Origin of the sequence: Campylobacter ureolyticus ACS-301-V-Sch3b, assembly GCF_000413435.1 — a bacterium.
GTDB lineage: Bacteria > Campylobacterota > Campylobacteria > Campylobacterales > Campylobacteraceae > Campylobacter_B > Campylobacter_B ureolyticus_A.
In genome coordinates this window covers 47,945-66,035 of sequence record NZ_KE340327.1, presented here as the reverse complement: position 1 = coordinate 66,035, position 18,091 = coordinate 47,945, and the positions used below count along the sequence as shown (strand labels likewise).

The following is an 18,091-nucleotide window of genomic DNA, read 5'->3' as shown; positions in this document are numbered from 1 at the left end:
TCAAAATAATAAAACATAACCAATATGATTAGTATAAATATTTTTGGAAATATTCTATTTTTTATAAAATCAGACAATGGAATCAATGATGCAACACCAGCAATACCTATTAGAAGTATACTCTGGTGAAATAAAGATCCAAGAAATATTATTGTTATAAATTGCAAATATTTTTTATCAAAAAATTTATATATCGCCATAAATGAAAAAGCTATAGCTATTGTCTGTCTAATAATATTAAAACTAGGAAACCAAAAAATTAATGTAAAAACAAAATGAATTAACCACCTATTTTTCTTTGGATACGATATATAACAAATATAAAAATAAATAAAAGAGCTAATTATAATTACCAATTGCGAATCAGCATTTATAGACAAAAGAATCTTATTGAGATAATAGAAGCCTTTTTCTATATATTCATGCTCTTCTAAATTATTGTAAATCTCTATATATGACCCATAATCAGTGCCTATATCGTACCTAATAGCCGAAGGAATAAAAATAGTAATGAAAGATAAAAATATAAGAAATAATTTATCACTTTTATACTTTGCTCTATCACTTATAAAAATAAAAAAAGTACTCAAAAAAACTATTAAACTATAAAAAATAACGGTTAACATTTGCTTAAACTTTTTTTATATAAATAGTATTAAAAACATTCTCACACATTATTTTTTAAAAACAATATGAAATTTGCTTTCATATTTTTGAAAATATTATACATAAATATGATATTAATATTAAAAAAACAAAATGTGTATAATATTTTCTTGTAAAAATTAAAACTATAATTTTTCCAAATATATCTTAACTTATTAGCTTCTGGTGCTATACCATTTAAAATATTATTGTATTTTCCTCCTGTTATAGCTATTGCTCTGTACAACAATCCCATATAGTGATATTCAATAAATTTATCATATATATCATTTTCTTTTAAAAAAATCTGAATTTGTTTATCAAAACAATAAAGTTCTTTTATTTTTTTTTCAGAAACAGTTTTATAAGTTATGGAATTTTCATTTGTTTTATTATAATGCAAAAAAGCCTTATTTAAATAATGTATATCGTTAAAATAATGATAAAAAATTTGTATATGTATAAAAAAATCTTCCGCATTGGAAAAAGTTGGAAATTCTATATTTTGATAAACATCTCTTTTACAAAATTTAGACCAAATGCTTACTTTCTGTGTTTTTAAAACAAAACAATCCCTAAGATATTTATCTAGATTATATAAATTTATATCTTGCGAACAATATTTTTCTTTATCTTTGTAATTTATATAATAATCGCAAATAACTATATCAGAGTCTGTTTTAATAGCTTCTTTTACCAAAGAACTAACCATATCTAATTCAACCCAATCATCGCTATCAACGTGCATTATATATTCACCATTTGAATTTTCTAAGCCAGTTTTTCTAGCTTGTGGCAAGCCCTCATTTTTCTCTTTATTTATTATTTTTATACTGCTTTTTCTATTTGGGTATTTTTCTATAATTTCTTTTAAAACACTTATTGAATTATCCGGTGTGCAATCATTTACAAAAATATACTCTATATTATCATAGTCTTGCTCAAAAAGCGTTGTAGCGCACTTTTCTATAAAATTTTCTACATTATAAACTGGAACGATTATAGAAACTAGCGGACTATTCATCTAGCAAGCCTTTGTTTTAATTTTGAAATTAATATAATAATTTCATTTTTGTAAAAAAATAAAAATAGCAAACAAATAATAATAAAAGATATTATGTTTGCATAATTATCGCATTTTACCATAACATAGCTTTGAATTAGCAAAATAAACAGATAAAGCATGATATTTAGCACTTTTATGTTCATTTTAAAAGTTTTGTTTATCACAAGTACCATTATAAAACACACTAATGAGTAGCAAATGACATATGAAAAAGCCACTGCAAAAACTTTAAACTTATAGATAAACAGATATAGTAAAATTATGTTTAAAGTAGCGCCACAAGCTGTTGCGATAAAAAGATATTTGTTTTTATTTATGGTGTTTATGATACTCATCAAAAACTCACTAAATCCAAAAACTATAGCTCCTAAAAGCGTAAGTGGGATATAAATCAAAGCTTCATTAAAAGCACTATTTATAAAAAATGGAAAAATTATCTTAATTATAGGCAATAAAACAGCTACCGATAAAAGCATAAATTTAAGATATTCATTGCAAGCTCTTGAGTAAAAAATAGAGTTATTCTGTTTTTTAAGATCTTTTGAAAAGCTCACTTCTTGCCAGCCTAGTTTAAAACACATAGCAACAAGAGAAATAATTAAAGCAAATTTTAAAGCAATGGTATAGTATCCATTATCGGCATAACTTAACTTATTAGCTATAACGGATCTGCCATAAACAGCCGCAAACCAGAATGAAAGCGAGTTTAAACAAAGTGGAAGCGAGTAATACAAAAGCCTTTTAAAAAATATAAAGTCAAAAAGAGCGAATTTAATCTTTTTTATAACTTTTACACTGCACTCCATAATAAAAATAGCTACTAAATTTCCAAACAATGCACCTAAAAACAGAGCTTCATATCCAAAATTAAATTTATACAGCAATATAAATGAAGTTATGGCATATAAAATACTATTAACAACGCCACTTATAACAAATACTGAATTTTTACGATAAGATCTGCATATATAGCCATAAATACTTTGTAAAATTAAAGACAGACCAAGACATAAAATTATATATTTAAATTTAATATCATAAATTTGCATAAAAAGATGAAAAAATAAAAAATAAACTAAAGTAGATATAAAAAAGATAAAAAAACCTGAAAAAAGAACTTTTTCTTTATAATTTTCAATTTCTTTTAAATTTGAATCAAGCAAAAATTTCATCATACCAATATAAATATCCAAAAAGAAAAATGAAGTAAAAAACTGCATATAGGCTAGATTTAAGTCATACTCTCCAAACTCAGCTGGACTTAAATACCTTGTATAAATTGGAAGCATAAAAAATGCTATAAGTTTGCTTAATATACTTCCTAAAAAATATATCCCACTAGATTTTACAAATTTTTTTAAATCACTCAAAATTTAGACTTTAGTATTAGTTTCTATTTTTTACAGCATTCCACACAAGCACACCAAAAATACTAACAAAAAGTCCAACAAAACAAGATATAAGTAAAATTAAGGCTTTTTTAGGCTTTACTGGGTTTTCATAAGTTACTATGTTTGATAGAATATGTGCTTTTTGGATACTTTCTGGTTCTATTTTCTTCTCTAACTCCAATATATCAGATTGATTTTTAAAATAATTAGAATCCAACTCCATTATATTTTTTTCAATTGCCGATATCTCTAAATTTGATGCATTTTTTAAATCTATAGTTTTATTAAAATGCGTTTGAGAGTTTAAGTCATCTTTTTTAGATAAACTGTTAAGCTGATTGTCAAATTCTTTTATTGTTTGCTTTAAACTATTAATTCGTATTTCAAAATTATTTTTGTTAGATTCTAAATTTAAATTTTGATTTTTTAAAATTTCTATCTGTTTTTTTATATTATTCACATAATTATCTATATTTTTTTGATCATTTATCTCTAAAAAGTTTAAAACTTCATTCATTTTAGAAGTGCCTATTTTATTGCTATTTGCTAAAATTACTATTCTAAAATTATTTGACTTTTCAATGTCTTTTATGCTATTAAATTTAAAATCAAGATCGGATCTGTTTTTTAGCTCATCTATAAATTTAACATTTAAAGTATTTATTATAGATGATTTATCATTTATGGGTGTTTTATTGCTTATAGATGTTTTATAATATCCATTTTCAAATGTAGCGCTTATCTCATACTTTGGTGTTGCAATAACAAAAGCATAGATTGCGCCCAACACTACAAATAAAAATGTTACTAAAAATATGATAATTTTATAACCCCAAAGTGTTTTGAAAAGCTCTAATAAATCAATCTCATCATCTTTAATTAAAATTTCTTCTTTATTCAAAGTATTTTCCTAAAATTAAATTTAAGTAGTCTATAATATTTACTCTTAAAAGCTATTTAAAAATTACAGATTATCTTTTATCTCATTTACAAATTTTATAAATTTATCTTTTATCTCGTTTTTTAAACCCTCATCTGTGCTTTCAAATCTTGCTACTAAAACCGGTGTTGTATTGCTAGCTCTAAGTAACGCCCAAGCATTTTTAAAATGCACTCTAACGCCATCTATTTCTATGACTTCTAAAATTTCAGGCAAACCAAGTTCATTTAAATGCTCTTTAAAAACTTCAATTATTTTAAATTTATTTTCTTCATTTACTTCTATTTTTATCTCATCAGTGCTATAAATTTTAGGAAGTTTATCAAGCTTGGCCTCTAAATTTATACCATCTTTAATAAGCTCTAAAACTCTCATCATCGCATAAATCGCATCATCAAATCCAAAATATCTGTTTTTAAAGAAAATATGCCCACTAACTTCAGCTCCAAGATCAAAATCACCATCTTTTAGTATTTTTTTAATATTACTATGACCAGTTTTACTCATGAAAGTTGTGCCAAATTTATTAATCTCTTCATAAATGCTTTGTGAAAACTTAACCTCTCCAACAATTTTAGGATCTTTTAAATTCAAAGCAAAAAGATACGCTAATTCATCACCTTTTATATTTTTATTTTTGGTTAAAACTGCTATTCTGTCACTATCACCGTCAAATCCAAAGCCTATCTCAAAACCATCATTTAATTTTTCTTTTAAATCTTTTAAATTTTCTTCCACGCTTGGATCTGGATGGTGGTTTGGAAAATTTCCATCAGGCTTAGGATATAAAATTTCCATATTTAAATTTAAGTTTTCCTTTAATTTTTCTAAAACAATTCCCGCTGTTCCATTGCCTGCATCACTTACTATTTTTAAGTTTAAGTTTTTTAAATGCTCAAAACTTTTTGTTAAATACTCAATATATGGAGTTAAAACATCAAATTTATTGGTTTTAAAATTATCCTCTATTTTAATATCATTATCTATTACATTTTTAACTTTTGTTTTTAAAATTTGAAGATCTCTTCCAAAATAACTATCTTTAAAAATTGTCACTTTAAATCCATTATAATTTTTAGGATTATGTGAGCCTGTTATCATAATATTTGCATCAAAAAAATCTTTAAATACACTAAAATATCCAACTGGAGTTGGAAGCATTCCTATATCAAAAATTTTAATCTCAGCTTTATTTAATCCACTTACGAGCCAATTAAAAAGGCTATTTGCACTAAGTCTTGCATCATATCCCACACTTAGAGTTTTAACCCCTCTATTTTTCATCTCAAGCCCGAGTTCATAACCAATAGCCTTAACTGAAATTTCATTTAATTCAGTTTCAAAAATACCTCTTATGTCATATTCTCTAAAAATATTTTCTATCATAAATTTCCTTTTTTGTTTTTGAAGTGAAAATTATATATAAAATTAATTAAAACTTGGTAAAGTTTAAATTTCTACTCTTGTAAAAGTGCATCAATAGGATTTAATTTACTAGCATTTTTTGCAGGTAAATATCCAAAAATAGTCCCTACTAAGCATGATGACATTAAAGCAATAATTGCTGGCATTGTACTAAATTTCATATAAAAATTTCCGCTTATTGAGTTAAATAAATAACCAAAAGAGTAAGCTGTTAATAATCCTATAATGCCTCCAATAATGCATAAAATTATAGCCTCTATTAAAAACTGTATTAAAATATCGCTTTCTTTTGCTCCAATTGCCATTCTTATGCCAATTTCTTTTGTTCTTTCACTAACACTTACTAGCATTATATTCATAACGCCAATTCCCCCAACTATCAATGAAATCAAAGCAATTGATGAAATTAAAAGCCTCATCGTAGCCATTGTGCTTTCAACTGTTTTTTTGATAGTATCTGAATTTCTTGTAAAAAAATCTTTTTTCCCATGCTTTTGAGTTAAGATAGAAACTATAGCCTCTTCTGCAAGTTGGGCATTTGTATCATCTTTTACTTTGACCGTAATACTATGAATATGCCTATCACCTGTGATTTTATTAATAACAGTTGAAAAAGGTGCGTAAAGTCTTAAGTTATCACTTCCGCCAAATGCATTTTCATCTTCTTTTGCAATACCTATTATTTTAAGTGGTTTTTGATTAAAAAATATATTTTTTCCAAGTGGATCTCCATCTTTAAAAAATGAATTTTTTGTATTTTGATCTATAATAACAACTGAGCTTGAGTTTGCTATATCACTTACTTCAAAGCTTCTTCCAGTTTGAATTTCTATACCATTAACTGCTAGAGAATTTACCCCACCACCTCTTAAATTTGCATTTAAACTTAAATTTTTATAAGTTATCACACCACTTGTTGAAGTATTTGGTGTAGAATAATCTAAATAATTTTGCATTCCTAAAATTCTTGAGTCATCTACGCTTAAGCTTTTTACCTTTCCAGCTCTTAAATCACCAAAATTTTTTCCAGGATAGATATTTATCGTATTTGTTCCAATTGCTCTAATTGATGATAAAATTTTTTCTTGCGAACCCTCACCAAGAGCCACTACACAAATAACAGATGCAATTCCTATAATAATTCCAAGCATTGTTAAAAAAGATCTTAGTTTATGAGAAAAAATTGAGCTTATAGCCATTTTTAAAGCTTCTAGAAATTTGTATCCAAAAGATGATTTGTTTTTATTTTTATCTAAATTTTGTGTAATAAATTTTTCATTTTTCTTAGTTTCGTCATTTATGATTTTTCCATCTTTTATCTCAATTATCCTATTTGCGTAATTTGCAACATTTTTATCATGTGTTACTAAAATTATTGTATGTCCATTTTTATGCAAATTTGACAAAATTTCCATAACCATAATGCCACTTTTACTATCCAAAGCTCCAGTTGGCTCATCAGCTAAAATAACTTCTCCGCCATTTATTAAAGCTCTTGCTATACTAACTCTTTGTTGCTGTCCTCCACTTAATTGGTTTGGTTTGCTATAAGCTTTTTCTTTTATATCAAGCTTATCAAGCAAGTTTAAGCCTTTTGTTTTTCTATCTTCTAAACCTTCGTAAATACCTGGCAAACAAACATTTTCAAGTGCTGTTAAATTTGAAATTAAATTATATCTTTGAAACACAAAACCAAATTTTTTTCTTCTAAGACTTGCTTTTTCATCGCTTGAAAACTTGCTTACGTCTTTATCATCAACATAGTATTTTCCACTACTTTGTGTATCTAAGCAGCCAATTATATTCATTAAAGTTGATTTTCCACTTCCACTTTGTCCGATTATAGCTACAAATTCACCCTTTTTAATCTCTAAATTTATATCATTTAGAACTTGGACTTTACCAAGATTAAAATTTTTATTAATATTTTCAAGTTTTAGCAAAGCTATATCCTAGTATTTCTTCCACCAGGGTGTGAAACTTCATTGTTTTCTCCAGTTTGATGGGCCTCGCTATTTAAAATAATATCATCGTTTTGACTAATACCACTTTTAATTTCACTATAAAATCCATCACTAATTCCAACTTTTACCTCTTTTTTAATTGGCTTTTCATCTTTTAAAATTTTTACAAAAAACTTATCGCCCTCTTTTATAATTGCATTTTTTTGCAAATAAATTGCATCTTTTACCTCTTCTATAACTATTTCATTTTCGGTAGTCATGCCTATTTTTAAAAAATTATTGCTATTATCAACTAAAATTTTTGCATAGTAATAAACAGCTTCATTTTTTTGTAAGTTTTGTGTGTTTTTTACACCATCACTTAAAGTTGTCATTGCAGGATCGATACTTGAAATAATTCCATCAAATTTTTTATTTGGATCAGCTAAAATCGAATATCTTACTTTCATTCCAGTTTTTACTCTAGGCAGATCACCTTCAGATATTTGCATATTTATCTCAAGTTTTGAAAGATCGGCTATTTGAACTATTAAAGGGGTTGTCTGATTTGCATTTACAGTTTGTCCTTCTTTTACAATTGTTGAAATCACAACACCATCAAGCGGAGATAAAATTTGTGTATAGCCTAAATTTGTCATAGCTGTATCAAGAGCAATTTGATTTTGTAAAACTCTAGCTTTTATTTGAGAAATTTGAGCTATTTTTAAAGCAACTAAATCATACGCATCATCCAAAGCTTCTTTTGAAGTTGCATTTTTTTTATAAAGAGTTTTTTGTCTTTTATATTTTGAGTTTAGGATTTTTAATGAAATTTCACTTGCGTTTAAATCAGCTAGTAAAATTTCATTTTCTGCTTTTAACTTTTCAACTTCGTTGCTTTGCTTAACAGAATCAATTTTGGCAATAATTTCACCTTTTTTTACCATATCACCTGTTTTTACAAAAAGTTTTTGAATTTGTCCACTAACTTGAGCTCCAACATCTATTAAATTTTGCGCACTAACTTCACCAGTTGCAACCACAACATTTGCAAAATCCCCTTTTGTTGGTTTAATAGTAAAATAATCAACCTCTTCTTTTTTATTAAAAAACTTAAAACAGGCTAAAACAACAAGTAAAATTACTATAAAAAATATCCACTTTTTTTTCATAACTCTCTTTTCATATTTTATTTTATCATTATTTTAAAAAGATGATACTACTAAAATGTAAATAATATATAAAATTAACTGTTTTTTAGCCCATAATATTTCATTATTTTTTTATGAACGAGTAGCGAAAGATAGATTATACCACCACCAATTATAAGTTTTAAAATATCAGCTTTTGCTCCAAAAAATATTAAATTTACTAAAATTGCAGTTGGGATTAAAGCGTTATTCATAATAGCCAAAACACCACTATCAACTTCGCAAGCTCCTTTGTTCCATAAGAAATATCCAACTGCACTAGCTCCTACACCAAGCCATAAAATAACTAAAATTTGAGTTAAGTTAAGAGCTGTTTTTGAACCATCTCCAAAAATCAAAAATGCTACAAAACAAGGTATTATCGCTCCTAAAAAGAAAAATCCAAAATTATGCATTTGGTCTTTAAGTCCCTTTTTTTCAAGTATAAATTTATAAGCACTTTGACCAAAACCAAAACAAATATTTGCTCCTTGAATAAGTAAAAAACCTTTTAAAAACCCCTCATTTATATTTCCAAATTTAATTATAAAAGCTCCAAATACTGCAAGTCCGACGCTTAAAAGATAAAGTTTTCTAAATTTAAAACTAAATAAATCATAAAAAATAGTAACATAAAAAGGAGTAAAAATAGTAAATAATGCAACTTCAACAACGCTTAAATATGAAAAACTTGCATAATAAAACAGATACATCACACCAATTTGAAAAGCTCCTATAAATGCTGTTGTAAAAGCTAATTTAGGATTATTAAACCGCATAAATGGTAAAAAGCAAATTAATGCAACACCAACTCTTAAAAGTGCTAAAAATGTGCTATCAACACCTTTTAAACAAACACCAATCAAACTAAAACTAAAAGCCCACATAATGGTAACAAAGATGAGTTTATTCATATTTTTCCCAAATTTAAAATTTTCGCATAATTATAAAAAGTTAAATTAAATAAAAACAAAAGACATAAAAATGTCTTAAAAATCATCTATCATAGACCAAAAAGGAGGGTTAAATGATCTCTTATGAAGTTAGCATAAAACAAGGTGATTTACTTGATGAAAAAGCTGATATTTTAGTAAATCCATCAAATACTCTAATGCTACTTGGTAGTGGTGTTTCAAGGGCATTTTTTTGTAGATGTGGCGGTGGAGAGCTTGAATGTTTGATGCAAGAAAAGCTTAAAAATAGCCCTTTAAAGCCAGGTGAAGTTATAAAAACCATATCAAATAATGAAAATTTCACTCATATTTTTCACGCAGCTGTTTTAAACTATACATTTAAAAATCTGCCAAAATATCCAAATTTAAATGTTATTAAAAATATTCTAAACAATATTGATAATGAAATTTTAAGATATGGCAAATTTGACATTAGGCTTGGAATTCCTCTCATTGGGTGCGGTATTGGTGGGCTTAGTAAAAAAGAGGTGATAAATTTGTATAAAAAACATTTTATTAAAAACAATAGTGCAAATATAAAGTGTAGAGTTGTGATATATGGATATACAAAAGAGGATTTTAATCTAATTTAAAAGATACTTTTTATTTTGCACTATTGCAATATGACTTATTTTAAAAACTATAGACTAATATAGCCCAAAACCACACATGCAAAAACTCCAGCAGCAATAACTAAGAGCTGTGCTTTTCGCTCTTTTTTATTGGCAAAGAAAGTTATCATCAAACCAGAGAGATAAAAAAGCATCAAAGAAAAGCCAAAACTTATTGATAAAATCCTAAAATACCAGCCAGTTTTGTCTTTGTGAAGCATGATGATATTGCCCAAAAAACTTCTTTTCGTAGTAGTTACAACAAGCTCATCTTTTGCCTGCTTGACGTTTATGCTATAACTTGCAGTTCCCATAGTAAGCCCACCTTGCTTTTTGTCTTTTTTGAGCCCTACATCGCTTGGAATTCTTATATTTTGCTCTTTTAAAAATTGCAAAACCGCCTCTTGTTCCGCTCCTTTTTGCAAAACCAAATTTGTTTTATAGCTGTTTTTTGTAGCCATAAAATCTTGATTGGCGCCAAAGATATAAGCAAGCCCACTAACTGCATAAAGCAAAGCAACTGGTAGAAAAAATAGACTCAAATAGATATGAAACTGACGAAAAAATTTATATCTGTTCATAATGCACTCCTTTTATGATAATGAAAATTATAACATAATAATTAAATTTTTTATTGAAATTCGGATAGATAAAAGGATAATTTTAAAATGAAAGATGATAGTTGTATAAACTCAAATTCTGCTGTTTTTACCCCTCTTGCAAAAAGACATAAAAATGTCTTAAAAATCATCTATCATAGACCAAAAAGGAGGGTTAAATGATCTCTTATGAAGTTAGCATAAAACAAGGTGATTTACTTGATGAAAAAGCTGATATTTTAGTAAATCCATCAAATACTCTAATGCTACTTGGTAGTGGTGTTTCAAGGGCATTTTTTTGTAGATGTGGCGGTGGAGAGCTTGAATGTTTGATGCAAGAAAAGCTTAAAAATAGCCCTTTAAAGCCAGGTGAAGTTATAAAAACCATATCAAATAATGAAAATTTCACTCATATTTTTCACGCAGCTGTTTTAAACTATACATTTAAAAATCTGCCAAAATATCCAAATTTAAATGTTATTAAAAATATTCTAAACAATATTGATAATGAAATTTTAAGATATGGCAAATTTGACATTAGGCTTGGAATTCCTCTCATTGGGTGCGGTATTGGTGGGCTTAGTAAAAAAGAGGTGATAAATTTGTATAAAAAACATTTTATTAAAAACAATAGTGCAAATATAAAGTGTAGAGTTGTGATATATGGATATACAAAAGAGGATTTTGATCTAATAAATGAAATTTTTAAAAAGGATATATAATGCAAAATTTAGCTAAATTTCGTTCTATTTCAGATATGCATGAGTGGGCAAAAGCAAATAATGCTCTAAATTTCAGAACTTATAAAGAAATTTATGAGTTAAAAATAAAAATTTATGATGAGATTGTAAAAAATGATGTAAGTCATTTAGTAAGTCTTGATGGGCTTTTTGATGATGAAAAGTTGGTGGAGTTTATAAATCCTAAAATGATCTTGTTTTTATCTATCTCTATACCAATAACACTTGCTCATCTAAAGATAGAATATGCACATAATGAAAACTGGAGAGAGGAGATGAATGATGAAAATCGTAAAAGATTTTACAATACAAATGATCTATATGATGATTATTTTGATTTAAAAGAGTCTTATAAATTTATAAATTTAACCCCTAGAGTTCCTAAAAATCCAAAAGATTTTAGAAATAGAGATATTGCAAAAAAACATAGGCAATATCAAACAGATCTTCATTGGCTATGCCAAAAAGAGATAGGACTTCTTGCTGAAATGCTAAAAGAAAGTAGATACTTAGTCTCACAAGTGTGCCAAATGAGCTCTAATATAACTTTACAAATTTTACAAAGAAGGTTGGAGTCTGATTTTTTAAAGTATTTGGAGAGGTGAAATTTAGTCTATCCTAGAAAAACTAGGATAGACTATTTCAATTTGTAGCTAATTTAGGCTATCTTTTAGCAATTCAATCATTTTTTCTCTATGTTCAAATGAATTTTTACAATTCCAATCAGGATATTTTTCTAAAGCTAAAAGCATTTTAAGGCTTTGGATAGATTCACCTTTATATATCCACTCTTTTATGGCTTCTTTTTTCATCCCAACACTTTTATTTCCCAAAGATGAATTTCTACTACTAGTAATCAAAGCTAAATTTCCAAAATAGTTTATTTTTTCATCATCAAAATAATGCTCTTTTTCTTTACTTTGTGGCTGTATATGCTCAACCGAACCAGTTTTTGTTATGTAAAATCTATCATAAATGTTTTGTCTGTTTTTAACATCTTCCCAAAAATTAGATTTGCTTTTATTTTCTATCTCTTCGCCTAATTTTTTCCACAAAAGATAGTCAAGCTTGTAGAAAAAATAGTGAGGCGTGTCAGTTCCTTGATCTAATAAATCTTCTAAGTTTTTATCTTTTATCAAAGCTTGCATTCTTTCTTTGTCTATTTCTTCCAATTTACCAATATGTTTGTCTACATCACCCAAAGTTTCGCACTTTTCTAGATATTTTACTAGCCACTCATTGCTGCTTTGAACTTCAAATAAAAGTTGTATCATTAATAATTTTTTATCTCCAAATTTTTGGATATATTTGTTTTCCAAATCTCTTTTAAAAACATACTTATCAAAAAGTTTTCTATATTTTTCAAGTTCGGTAATAAAATTCTTATTTAATTTTTCTTCATTAAATATATATTCTTTAAAGTTTTTTATAAGATTTTCAGGGTCAAGTGGCATTTTTTCATTTAAAATTTTAGCTACAATTGCCAAAAACTCTTCAAAATCAACTATGCTTTTTACTTCTAAAATCTCACTATTATCTGGGCTATTTTTTTGATTTTCTTTTTCATCTGCATCAGTAGAAGCTAAAATATCATTTATTGAGGCTTGCTCAATTGAGCCAATATTATTTAATTTTTCATCATCATAATAATGCTCCATATCCTCGCATTTTTCCCAAATTTTTGCTAAATTTTCTCTCTTGCACTCATCGGCTTTACTTAAAAACAGGGCTTTTAAAATATCACTTTTTCTAAGTTGTATTTTATTTAAATTTATAGCTTCAAAATAGTGTTTTTCATCCATATTTTCATCTAATGTAGTCATTGTAAAATAAACTTTTTTAAGCATTTTTTGTATTTGTGCTTTATCACTATCTTGTTTATATTGTCTAAATATAAATTTGCAAATTTCGTTTAAACTTTGCATTTTGAAATTTAGGTTTTTAAAATCAATATTTTTTAAATTTTCATTATCCTCATCATCTACCAAATATCCAATTTTATAAAACTCCAAGTCAGAGTCAGTAAATTTAGCTAGCAAATACAGAGTCATAAGACGTTGCTGTCCATCTATTAGCATAAGTGTGCCATCTTTTTGCTCTTTAACAACAATATTTCCTATATAGTAAGAACTTTCATCGTCTAAATTTGAAACATCATTTTCATCTAAAGAGTGTCCTAAAGCATCATTTATCAAATTTTCAACATCTCCATCATCCCAAGAATACTCTCTTTGAAAAAATGGTATTTTAAAGTTAAATTTTTTTTCTGCTAAATTGTCTAAATTATATTTTTTTATTAATTCACTCATTTTTTATCCTTTATTTAATTTTTATGTTATTAAAAGAAATTCTTTCAATATTTTTTATTGCAAAATCTTTATCTTTTAAAAAGGTTTTATTTTTTAGTAAATTATCTATATTTTCTTGATATTCGTTTATCTCATAAAATTTGAAAAAATCAAATTTCAAATCATACTCTAGTCTTTCTATTAGATAAAAACTATAATCACTACTTAAAATTTTATTAAAAACACCTTTTGTAATATAGACCAGCTCTATAGAATTAACATCAATTCTGCCATACCTAGCAAGCACTACAAACAACCTAACAAAAACATTTTCATAAAATTTTTCAAAATTTTCATCAAAGCCGAATTTATCCACATAAACTAGTAAAAGCATCATCATTGCTTGATTTAAAAGCCATTTAGTGGAAAAATCAGCTTTTTGTTTTAATATTTCATAAATACGGGCATACTTGAAAGTATAGTCAAAAAACATCATTCCGCCGACTATGTTTGAGCTAAATTTAAAATCTTGTAAATTTAAATTTTTGCCCTTTATCTGGGTTTTAAACTCATCTAAAACAAAATTCTGACGATTTATCCAAGTGCCAAAAGTAAAATTCCTATCATAAAACATTAGTCTTAAAATATAAAGATCATTTATAACACATTTTAATAATTCTCTCATACTCCAATGATATGAATCTACACGCATATTTTCATACTTTTTCCACTCTTTTGCAATCTGCTTTTGTATGGAAATATCCATATCACCCAAATGCATAAAATGGTGATTTTTTAGCAAATCAACATCATCGAGCTTTTTACCACGAGAATTTTGTGTATCAAAAAACTTAAAAGCCTCATCTAGGTCTTTAGTTTTTATATAGGTCACCACTAGGTTATTTAAGATAAATTCTATAAGATCACCTTTTCTTTCAAAATTTGAAAAATAGCTTTCTATAAAACTATAATTTCTTTTTAAAGCCTCGTTTGAGTTTATGTTTATATTTTCTAGTAAATTTATCTTTTTCTTCAAACTTTTTAATATCAAAGCTATTGTAGTAAGGCGTTGCTGCCCATCAACGATATTTAATTCATCATTTTCCTCATGTAAAATTATATTTCCTAAAAGATATTTATTATTTTTCAAAAAACCATCTTTTATATCTTCACAAAGATATCTTACATTTTCAAGTTTCCATTTATATGGTCTTTGATAAAATGGAATTTTTATATTTTTACTATAAATATCTTCCATGCTTATTTCGCCTATGTTATTTAAGATATTATCCATCCCACTCTCCTTAAATTTAAAATTTATTTGTAATTATACATTTTGAAAGTTAGCTTTTGTCTTTAATAAACATCTCTGTTTTAAGAGGTCAAAATACTCATCTGCGCTATTTACATCTAAAAATTTCATACTTCTTTTTACTGATTCAAAATCACCAATTGTTATATTGCTTAGCTCCAAAAATGAGTTTAAAAGCTCCTCTTTTGGCTTAAAGCCTAAATTTTCACATCTATTTTGAAAGATATCTTTAGCTTGCATGAAATTTAAAGGCTTTAACTCCACCATAAAATCAAATCTTCTTAAAACCGCGCTGTCTATTAGCTCAAATAAATTTGAAGTTGATATAAAAATGCCATCAAAACTTTGCATTGAGGTTAAAAACTCATTTACCATAGTTAGCTCCCAACTTCTAGCAGCTTTGTTTCTACTAAATAAAAAGCCCTCTATCTCATCGATTAGCAAAATCGCATCTTTTTGCTTAGCCAGTAAAAAAGCATTTTTTATATTTCTCTCATTCTCGCCGATATAAGGTGACAACAGATCACTTCCAGTCTTTATAATAAGCTCTTTTTTAAGCTTATCAGCCAAATAAAAAGCATAAGCACTTTTACCACTTCCACTTGGCCCATAAAGACAAATTCTTACATCATTTTTTACTTTATTGGCTAGGTTTTCAAGATCATAATCAGAGTTTAAAAGTGAGATATCATACTCTTTTGGAGCGTATTTTATCTCTTTTTTAAACTCCACGCCGCCATACCCAAAAGCATTGAGAGTATTGTTTGTAAGAAGCTTAAACTCATTTGAAGCATTTTTTAAATTTAGAGTTTCTATGACTTTGCTAACTTTGGCAATAGTAGCTGGTTGTAGATCGGGTGAGCTGCTAAAAAGCTCTTTTGTTTTATCATCTACCATATTTTTGGAGTATTTATTGATGATTTTGAGTTTTTGGTTTTTAGGGATATCTTTAAACTCCATTATGAAGTCAAATCTTCGTAAAATCGCCTCATCGATACATCCAACATCATTTGTGATATAAATAACAACTCTTTTATTGTTTTCAAGAGCGTAGTTTACAAAAGCTTTATTGTCTTGTTTGTCGTTGGAGTTAAGATTGAAAATATCCTCAGCCTCATCGTAGATAAAAATTGTCTCTTTGCTAACGAAATTTGATATAAAATCTATACTTGCTATCCTTGCCATAGAATTAACAATGTCATAATCATCGAAATATGATTTTATACCAAGCCCCAAAACATTGCATTTGTTTGCTATTAGTGAGCAAATTTCGCTTTTTCCAACACCTGGCTTTCCATAAAACAAAATATTTACCCCTTTAAGCTCATTTTCAATAGAGTATTTTAAATATGGGATTAAAACAGCTAAATCTTGCTTTATATGGTCAAAATCATTAAATTTAAGATTACTAGAAGATAACTCATAAGTGTAGTATTTGATAAATTTATATATGCCGTTTTCAACAAGCAGATATTTTAAAAAATCATTCTTTGTGTCGATTATATTTGCACGGTACCTGGAGCCGCCGCAAAGCTCTACCATATATCTAAAAGAGTTTTTTAACTCAAATGCCTCTTTTATCTTTTCTATTGGCTCGTTTAATATCCTGGAGATAAAGGTGTAAATTTCTAACTCGCTTTTATAAGATGATGTCATTTGATCCAATATATAAGAGCTATAATTTAAGACAACAGCGCCCATTCTAATGATATTTACTTGCGTGCTTGTAAGGTTTAGGGTATTTTGCAAGAAATTTAGATTTTTTTCCAAAATATCGTCTTTGTCTATCTTAAACTCTTTTTCATAAACATCAAGCTTTTCTTTTAGTTTGTTTAAAATCAGAGGAATTTGATCTTTTTCAAGCTTTATATCTTTATCCAAATACTCATACAAAATAGCCACTCTACCATCCATGAGTTTTAAAATAGTATCCAAATGAACAGCTACTCTAAGTTCCATTAATCTTATAATCTTTTGATAATAACTCATAAAGCCCTCCTTGATAAATTTATGATAAAATTATAAAGTCTTTCAAAGACATTTTTTTGTCATCATCTTAAAAAGGATAAAAATGGCAACGCAAGAAACTTTAGAAAAAGTAGCAAAAATTTATGAGCTACTTACAAAATCGCCAGTTAGCGAGGATTATTTATGCAAAATATTTAATAAAGATAAAAGAACTATCGCAAGATATATAAAAATTTTAAAAGATGATGGAATAAATATAAGGCTAAACAATAAAATTTATAGCATAACAGATCTAAAAAAAGATGAAAATGATGTTGTTTTTAGCCTTGTAAAAAACTTCACCCAAAATCAAGGGTATGAAATTTATCAAAAATCAAAAGGTCTATTTAAAGAGATCAATAAAGAGTATAAAAATGCTTTTTTTATACAGCTAAAAAACGAAAATTTAGATAGCAACGACCTGGGGTTTTTTAAAAGTTTGGCTTTGGCAATTGAGAATAAAGAGATTATAAACTTTACTTACAATGACTATAAATTCAGAGTCAAACCGCTTAAAATTGCAAATTTTGATGGTTTTTGGTATCTGCTTTGTTTGGATGCAAATAAAGATGATAAATTTAAAAAGTTTCACCTAAAAAGTATAAAAAACTTAACTATTTTAAATGAAAAATTTATAAATACAAAAGATATCGAGGTAAAACTTAAAAATGCCAACTCAATCTGGTTTGATATAGATAGCCAAGGTTTTATAGTTGAACTTTTGGTTGATAACTCTATTTTAAAATTTTTAGAAAGAATTCCACTAAAAACACAAGCAATCATCCACAAGCAAGATGAGAGCGAAATGCATTTAAAAGTCTCAAACTACTATGAAATCGTGCCATTTATCTTACAATTTATCCCATTTATCAAAGTCATTGCCCCAAATGACCTTAATGAGTATTTAAAAAACTTACTAAGTGAGTATTTAAAGTCAATTTAGATCCAAAATAAAACTTATTAAATTAATCTTTTATATAA

16 protein-coding genes are annotated in these 18,091 nt (G+C 26.9%); 4 read left to right on the top strand and 12 right to left on the bottom strand.

Annotated features, from left to right (window positions below; translation table 11 throughout):
- The 8 genes from HMPREF9309_RS09300 to HMPREF9309_RS05430 all read right to left on the bottom strand — a co-directional run.
- Positions 1 to 626 (bottom strand): EpsG family protein (locus HMPREF9309_RS09300; protein WP_016646923.1); only part of this gene is annotated, 626 nt, incomplete at its 3' end.
- Between the two features lie 41 nt (positions 627 to 667).
- A complete protein-coding gene (locus HMPREF9309_RS05460) occupies positions 668 to 1,669 on the bottom strand; it encodes a glycosyltransferase family 2 protein (RefSeq protein WP_016646922.1) in 1,002 nt (333 codons plus the stop codon).
- Positions 1,666 to 3,081 carry an oligosaccharide flippase family protein gene (locus HMPREF9309_RS05455; RefSeq protein WP_016646921.1) on the bottom strand — a complete coding sequence of 472 codons (1,416 nt, stop codon included), beginning with the start codon at positions 3,079 to 3,081 and terminating at the stop codon, positions 1,666 to 1,668. The genes HMPREF9309_RS05460 and HMPREF9309_RS05455 overlap by 4 nt, the downstream gene beginning before the upstream one ends.
- A 16-nt stretch (positions 3,082 to 3,097) precedes the next feature.
- Positions 3,098 to 4,003 carry a Wzz/FepE/Etk N-terminal domain-containing protein gene (locus HMPREF9309_RS05450; RefSeq protein WP_016646920.1) on the bottom strand — a complete coding sequence of 302 codons (906 nt, stop codon included), beginning with the start codon at positions 4,001 to 4,003 and terminating at the stop codon, positions 3,098 to 3,100.
- Positions 4,004 to 4,066: 63 nt separating this feature from the next.
- Positions 4,067 to 5,428 (bottom strand): phosphomannomutase/phosphoglucomutase, encoded by a 1,362-nt coding sequence (locus HMPREF9309_RS05445; RefSeq protein WP_016646919.1) that lies wholly within the window; start codon positions 5,426 to 5,428, stop codon positions 4,067 to 4,069.
- A 71-nt stretch (positions 5,429 to 5,499) separates the two neighbouring features.
- Positions 5,500 to 7,410, bottom strand: a complete 1,911-nt coding sequence (locus HMPREF9309_RS05440; protein ID WP_016646918.1) for a MacB family efflux pump subunit — start codon at positions 7,408 to 7,410, stop codon at positions 5,500 to 5,502.
- Between the two features lie 2 nt (positions 7,411 to 7,412).
- The gene (locus tag HMPREF9309_RS05435; RefSeq protein WP_016646917.1) at positions 7,413 to 8,582 is read right to left on the bottom strand and encodes an efflux RND transporter periplasmic adaptor subunit; all 1,170 of its coding nucleotides are present in this window, start codon (positions 8,580 to 8,582) and stop codon (positions 7,413 to 7,415) included.
- Between the two features lie 74 nt (positions 8,583 to 8,656).
- Positions 8,657 to 9,514, bottom strand: a complete 858-nt coding sequence (locus tag HMPREF9309_RS05430; protein ID WP_016646916.1) for an EamA family transporter — start codon at positions 9,512 to 9,514, stop codon at positions 8,657 to 8,659.
- A 113-nt stretch (positions 9,515 to 9,627) separates the two neighbouring features.
- On the opposite strand from HMPREF9309_RS05430, the gene HMPREF9309_RS05425 reads away from it, so the two are divergent.
- The gene (locus HMPREF9309_RS05425) at positions 9,628 to 10,146 is read left to right on the top strand and encodes a macro domain-containing protein (RefSeq protein WP_016646915.1); all 519 of its coding nucleotides are present in this window, start codon (positions 9,628 to 9,630) and stop codon (positions 10,144 to 10,146) included.
- Positions 10,147 to 10,193: 47 nt separating this feature from the next.
- Here the strand turns inward: HMPREF9309_RS05425 and HMPREF9309_RS05420 are convergent, their stop codons facing one another.
- Positions 10,194 to 10,745, bottom strand: a complete 552-nt coding sequence (locus HMPREF9309_RS05420; RefSeq protein WP_016646914.1) for a PepSY-associated TM helix domain-containing protein — start codon at positions 10,743 to 10,745, stop codon at positions 10,194 to 10,196.
- 197 nt (positions 10,746 to 10,942) lie between these two features.
- On the opposite strand from HMPREF9309_RS05420, the gene HMPREF9309_RS05415 reads away from it, so the two are divergent.
- Both HMPREF9309_RS05415 and HMPREF9309_RS05410 read left to right on the top strand, forming a co-directional pair.
- Positions 10,943 to 11,485, top strand: a complete 543-nt coding sequence (locus HMPREF9309_RS05415) for a macro domain-containing protein (RefSeq protein ID WP_016646912.1) — start codon at positions 10,943 to 10,945, stop codon at positions 11,483 to 11,485.
- The gene (locus tag HMPREF9309_RS05410) at positions 11,485 to 12,108 is read left to right on the top strand and encodes a hypothetical protein (RefSeq protein WP_016646911.1); all 624 of its coding nucleotides are present in this window, start codon (positions 11,485 to 11,487) and stop codon (positions 12,106 to 12,108) included. The genes HMPREF9309_RS05415 and HMPREF9309_RS05410 overlap by 1 nt, the downstream gene beginning before the upstream one ends.
- Positions 12,109 to 12,156: 48 nt before the next feature.
- On the opposite strand, the gene HMPREF9309_RS05405 is transcribed toward HMPREF9309_RS05410, so the two are convergent.
- From HMPREF9309_RS05405 to HMPREF9309_RS05395, 3 genes are read right to left on the bottom strand one after another with little or no spacing between them, the layout of a single operon-like run.
- Positions 12,157 to 13,812, bottom strand: a complete 1,656-nt coding sequence (locus tag HMPREF9309_RS05405) for a DUF262 domain-containing protein (RefSeq protein WP_016646910.1) — start codon at positions 13,810 to 13,812, stop codon at positions 12,157 to 12,159.
- A gap of 10 nt (positions 13,813 to 13,822) precedes the next feature.
- Positions 13,823 to 15,085: a DUF262 domain-containing protein gene (locus HMPREF9309_RS05400; protein WP_016646909.1), complete on the bottom strand. Its 1,263-nt coding sequence runs from the start codon at positions 15,083 to 15,085 to the stop codon at positions 13,823 to 13,825.
- Between the two features lie 33 nt (positions 15,086 to 15,118).
- A complete protein-coding gene (locus tag HMPREF9309_RS05395; protein ID WP_016646908.1) occupies positions 15,119 to 17,092 on the bottom strand; it encodes an AAA family ATPase in 1,974 nt (657 codons plus the stop codon).
- A gap of 82 nt (positions 17,093 to 17,174) precedes the next feature.
- Between HMPREF9309_RS05395 and HMPREF9309_RS05390 the strand changes: the two genes are divergently transcribed.
- Positions 17,175 to 18,053, top strand: a complete 879-nt coding sequence (locus HMPREF9309_RS05390) for a WYL domain-containing transcriptional regulator (protein WP_016646907.1) — start codon at positions 17,175 to 17,177, stop codon at positions 18,051 to 18,053.
- Positions 18,054 to 18,091: the final 38 nt, after the last annotated feature.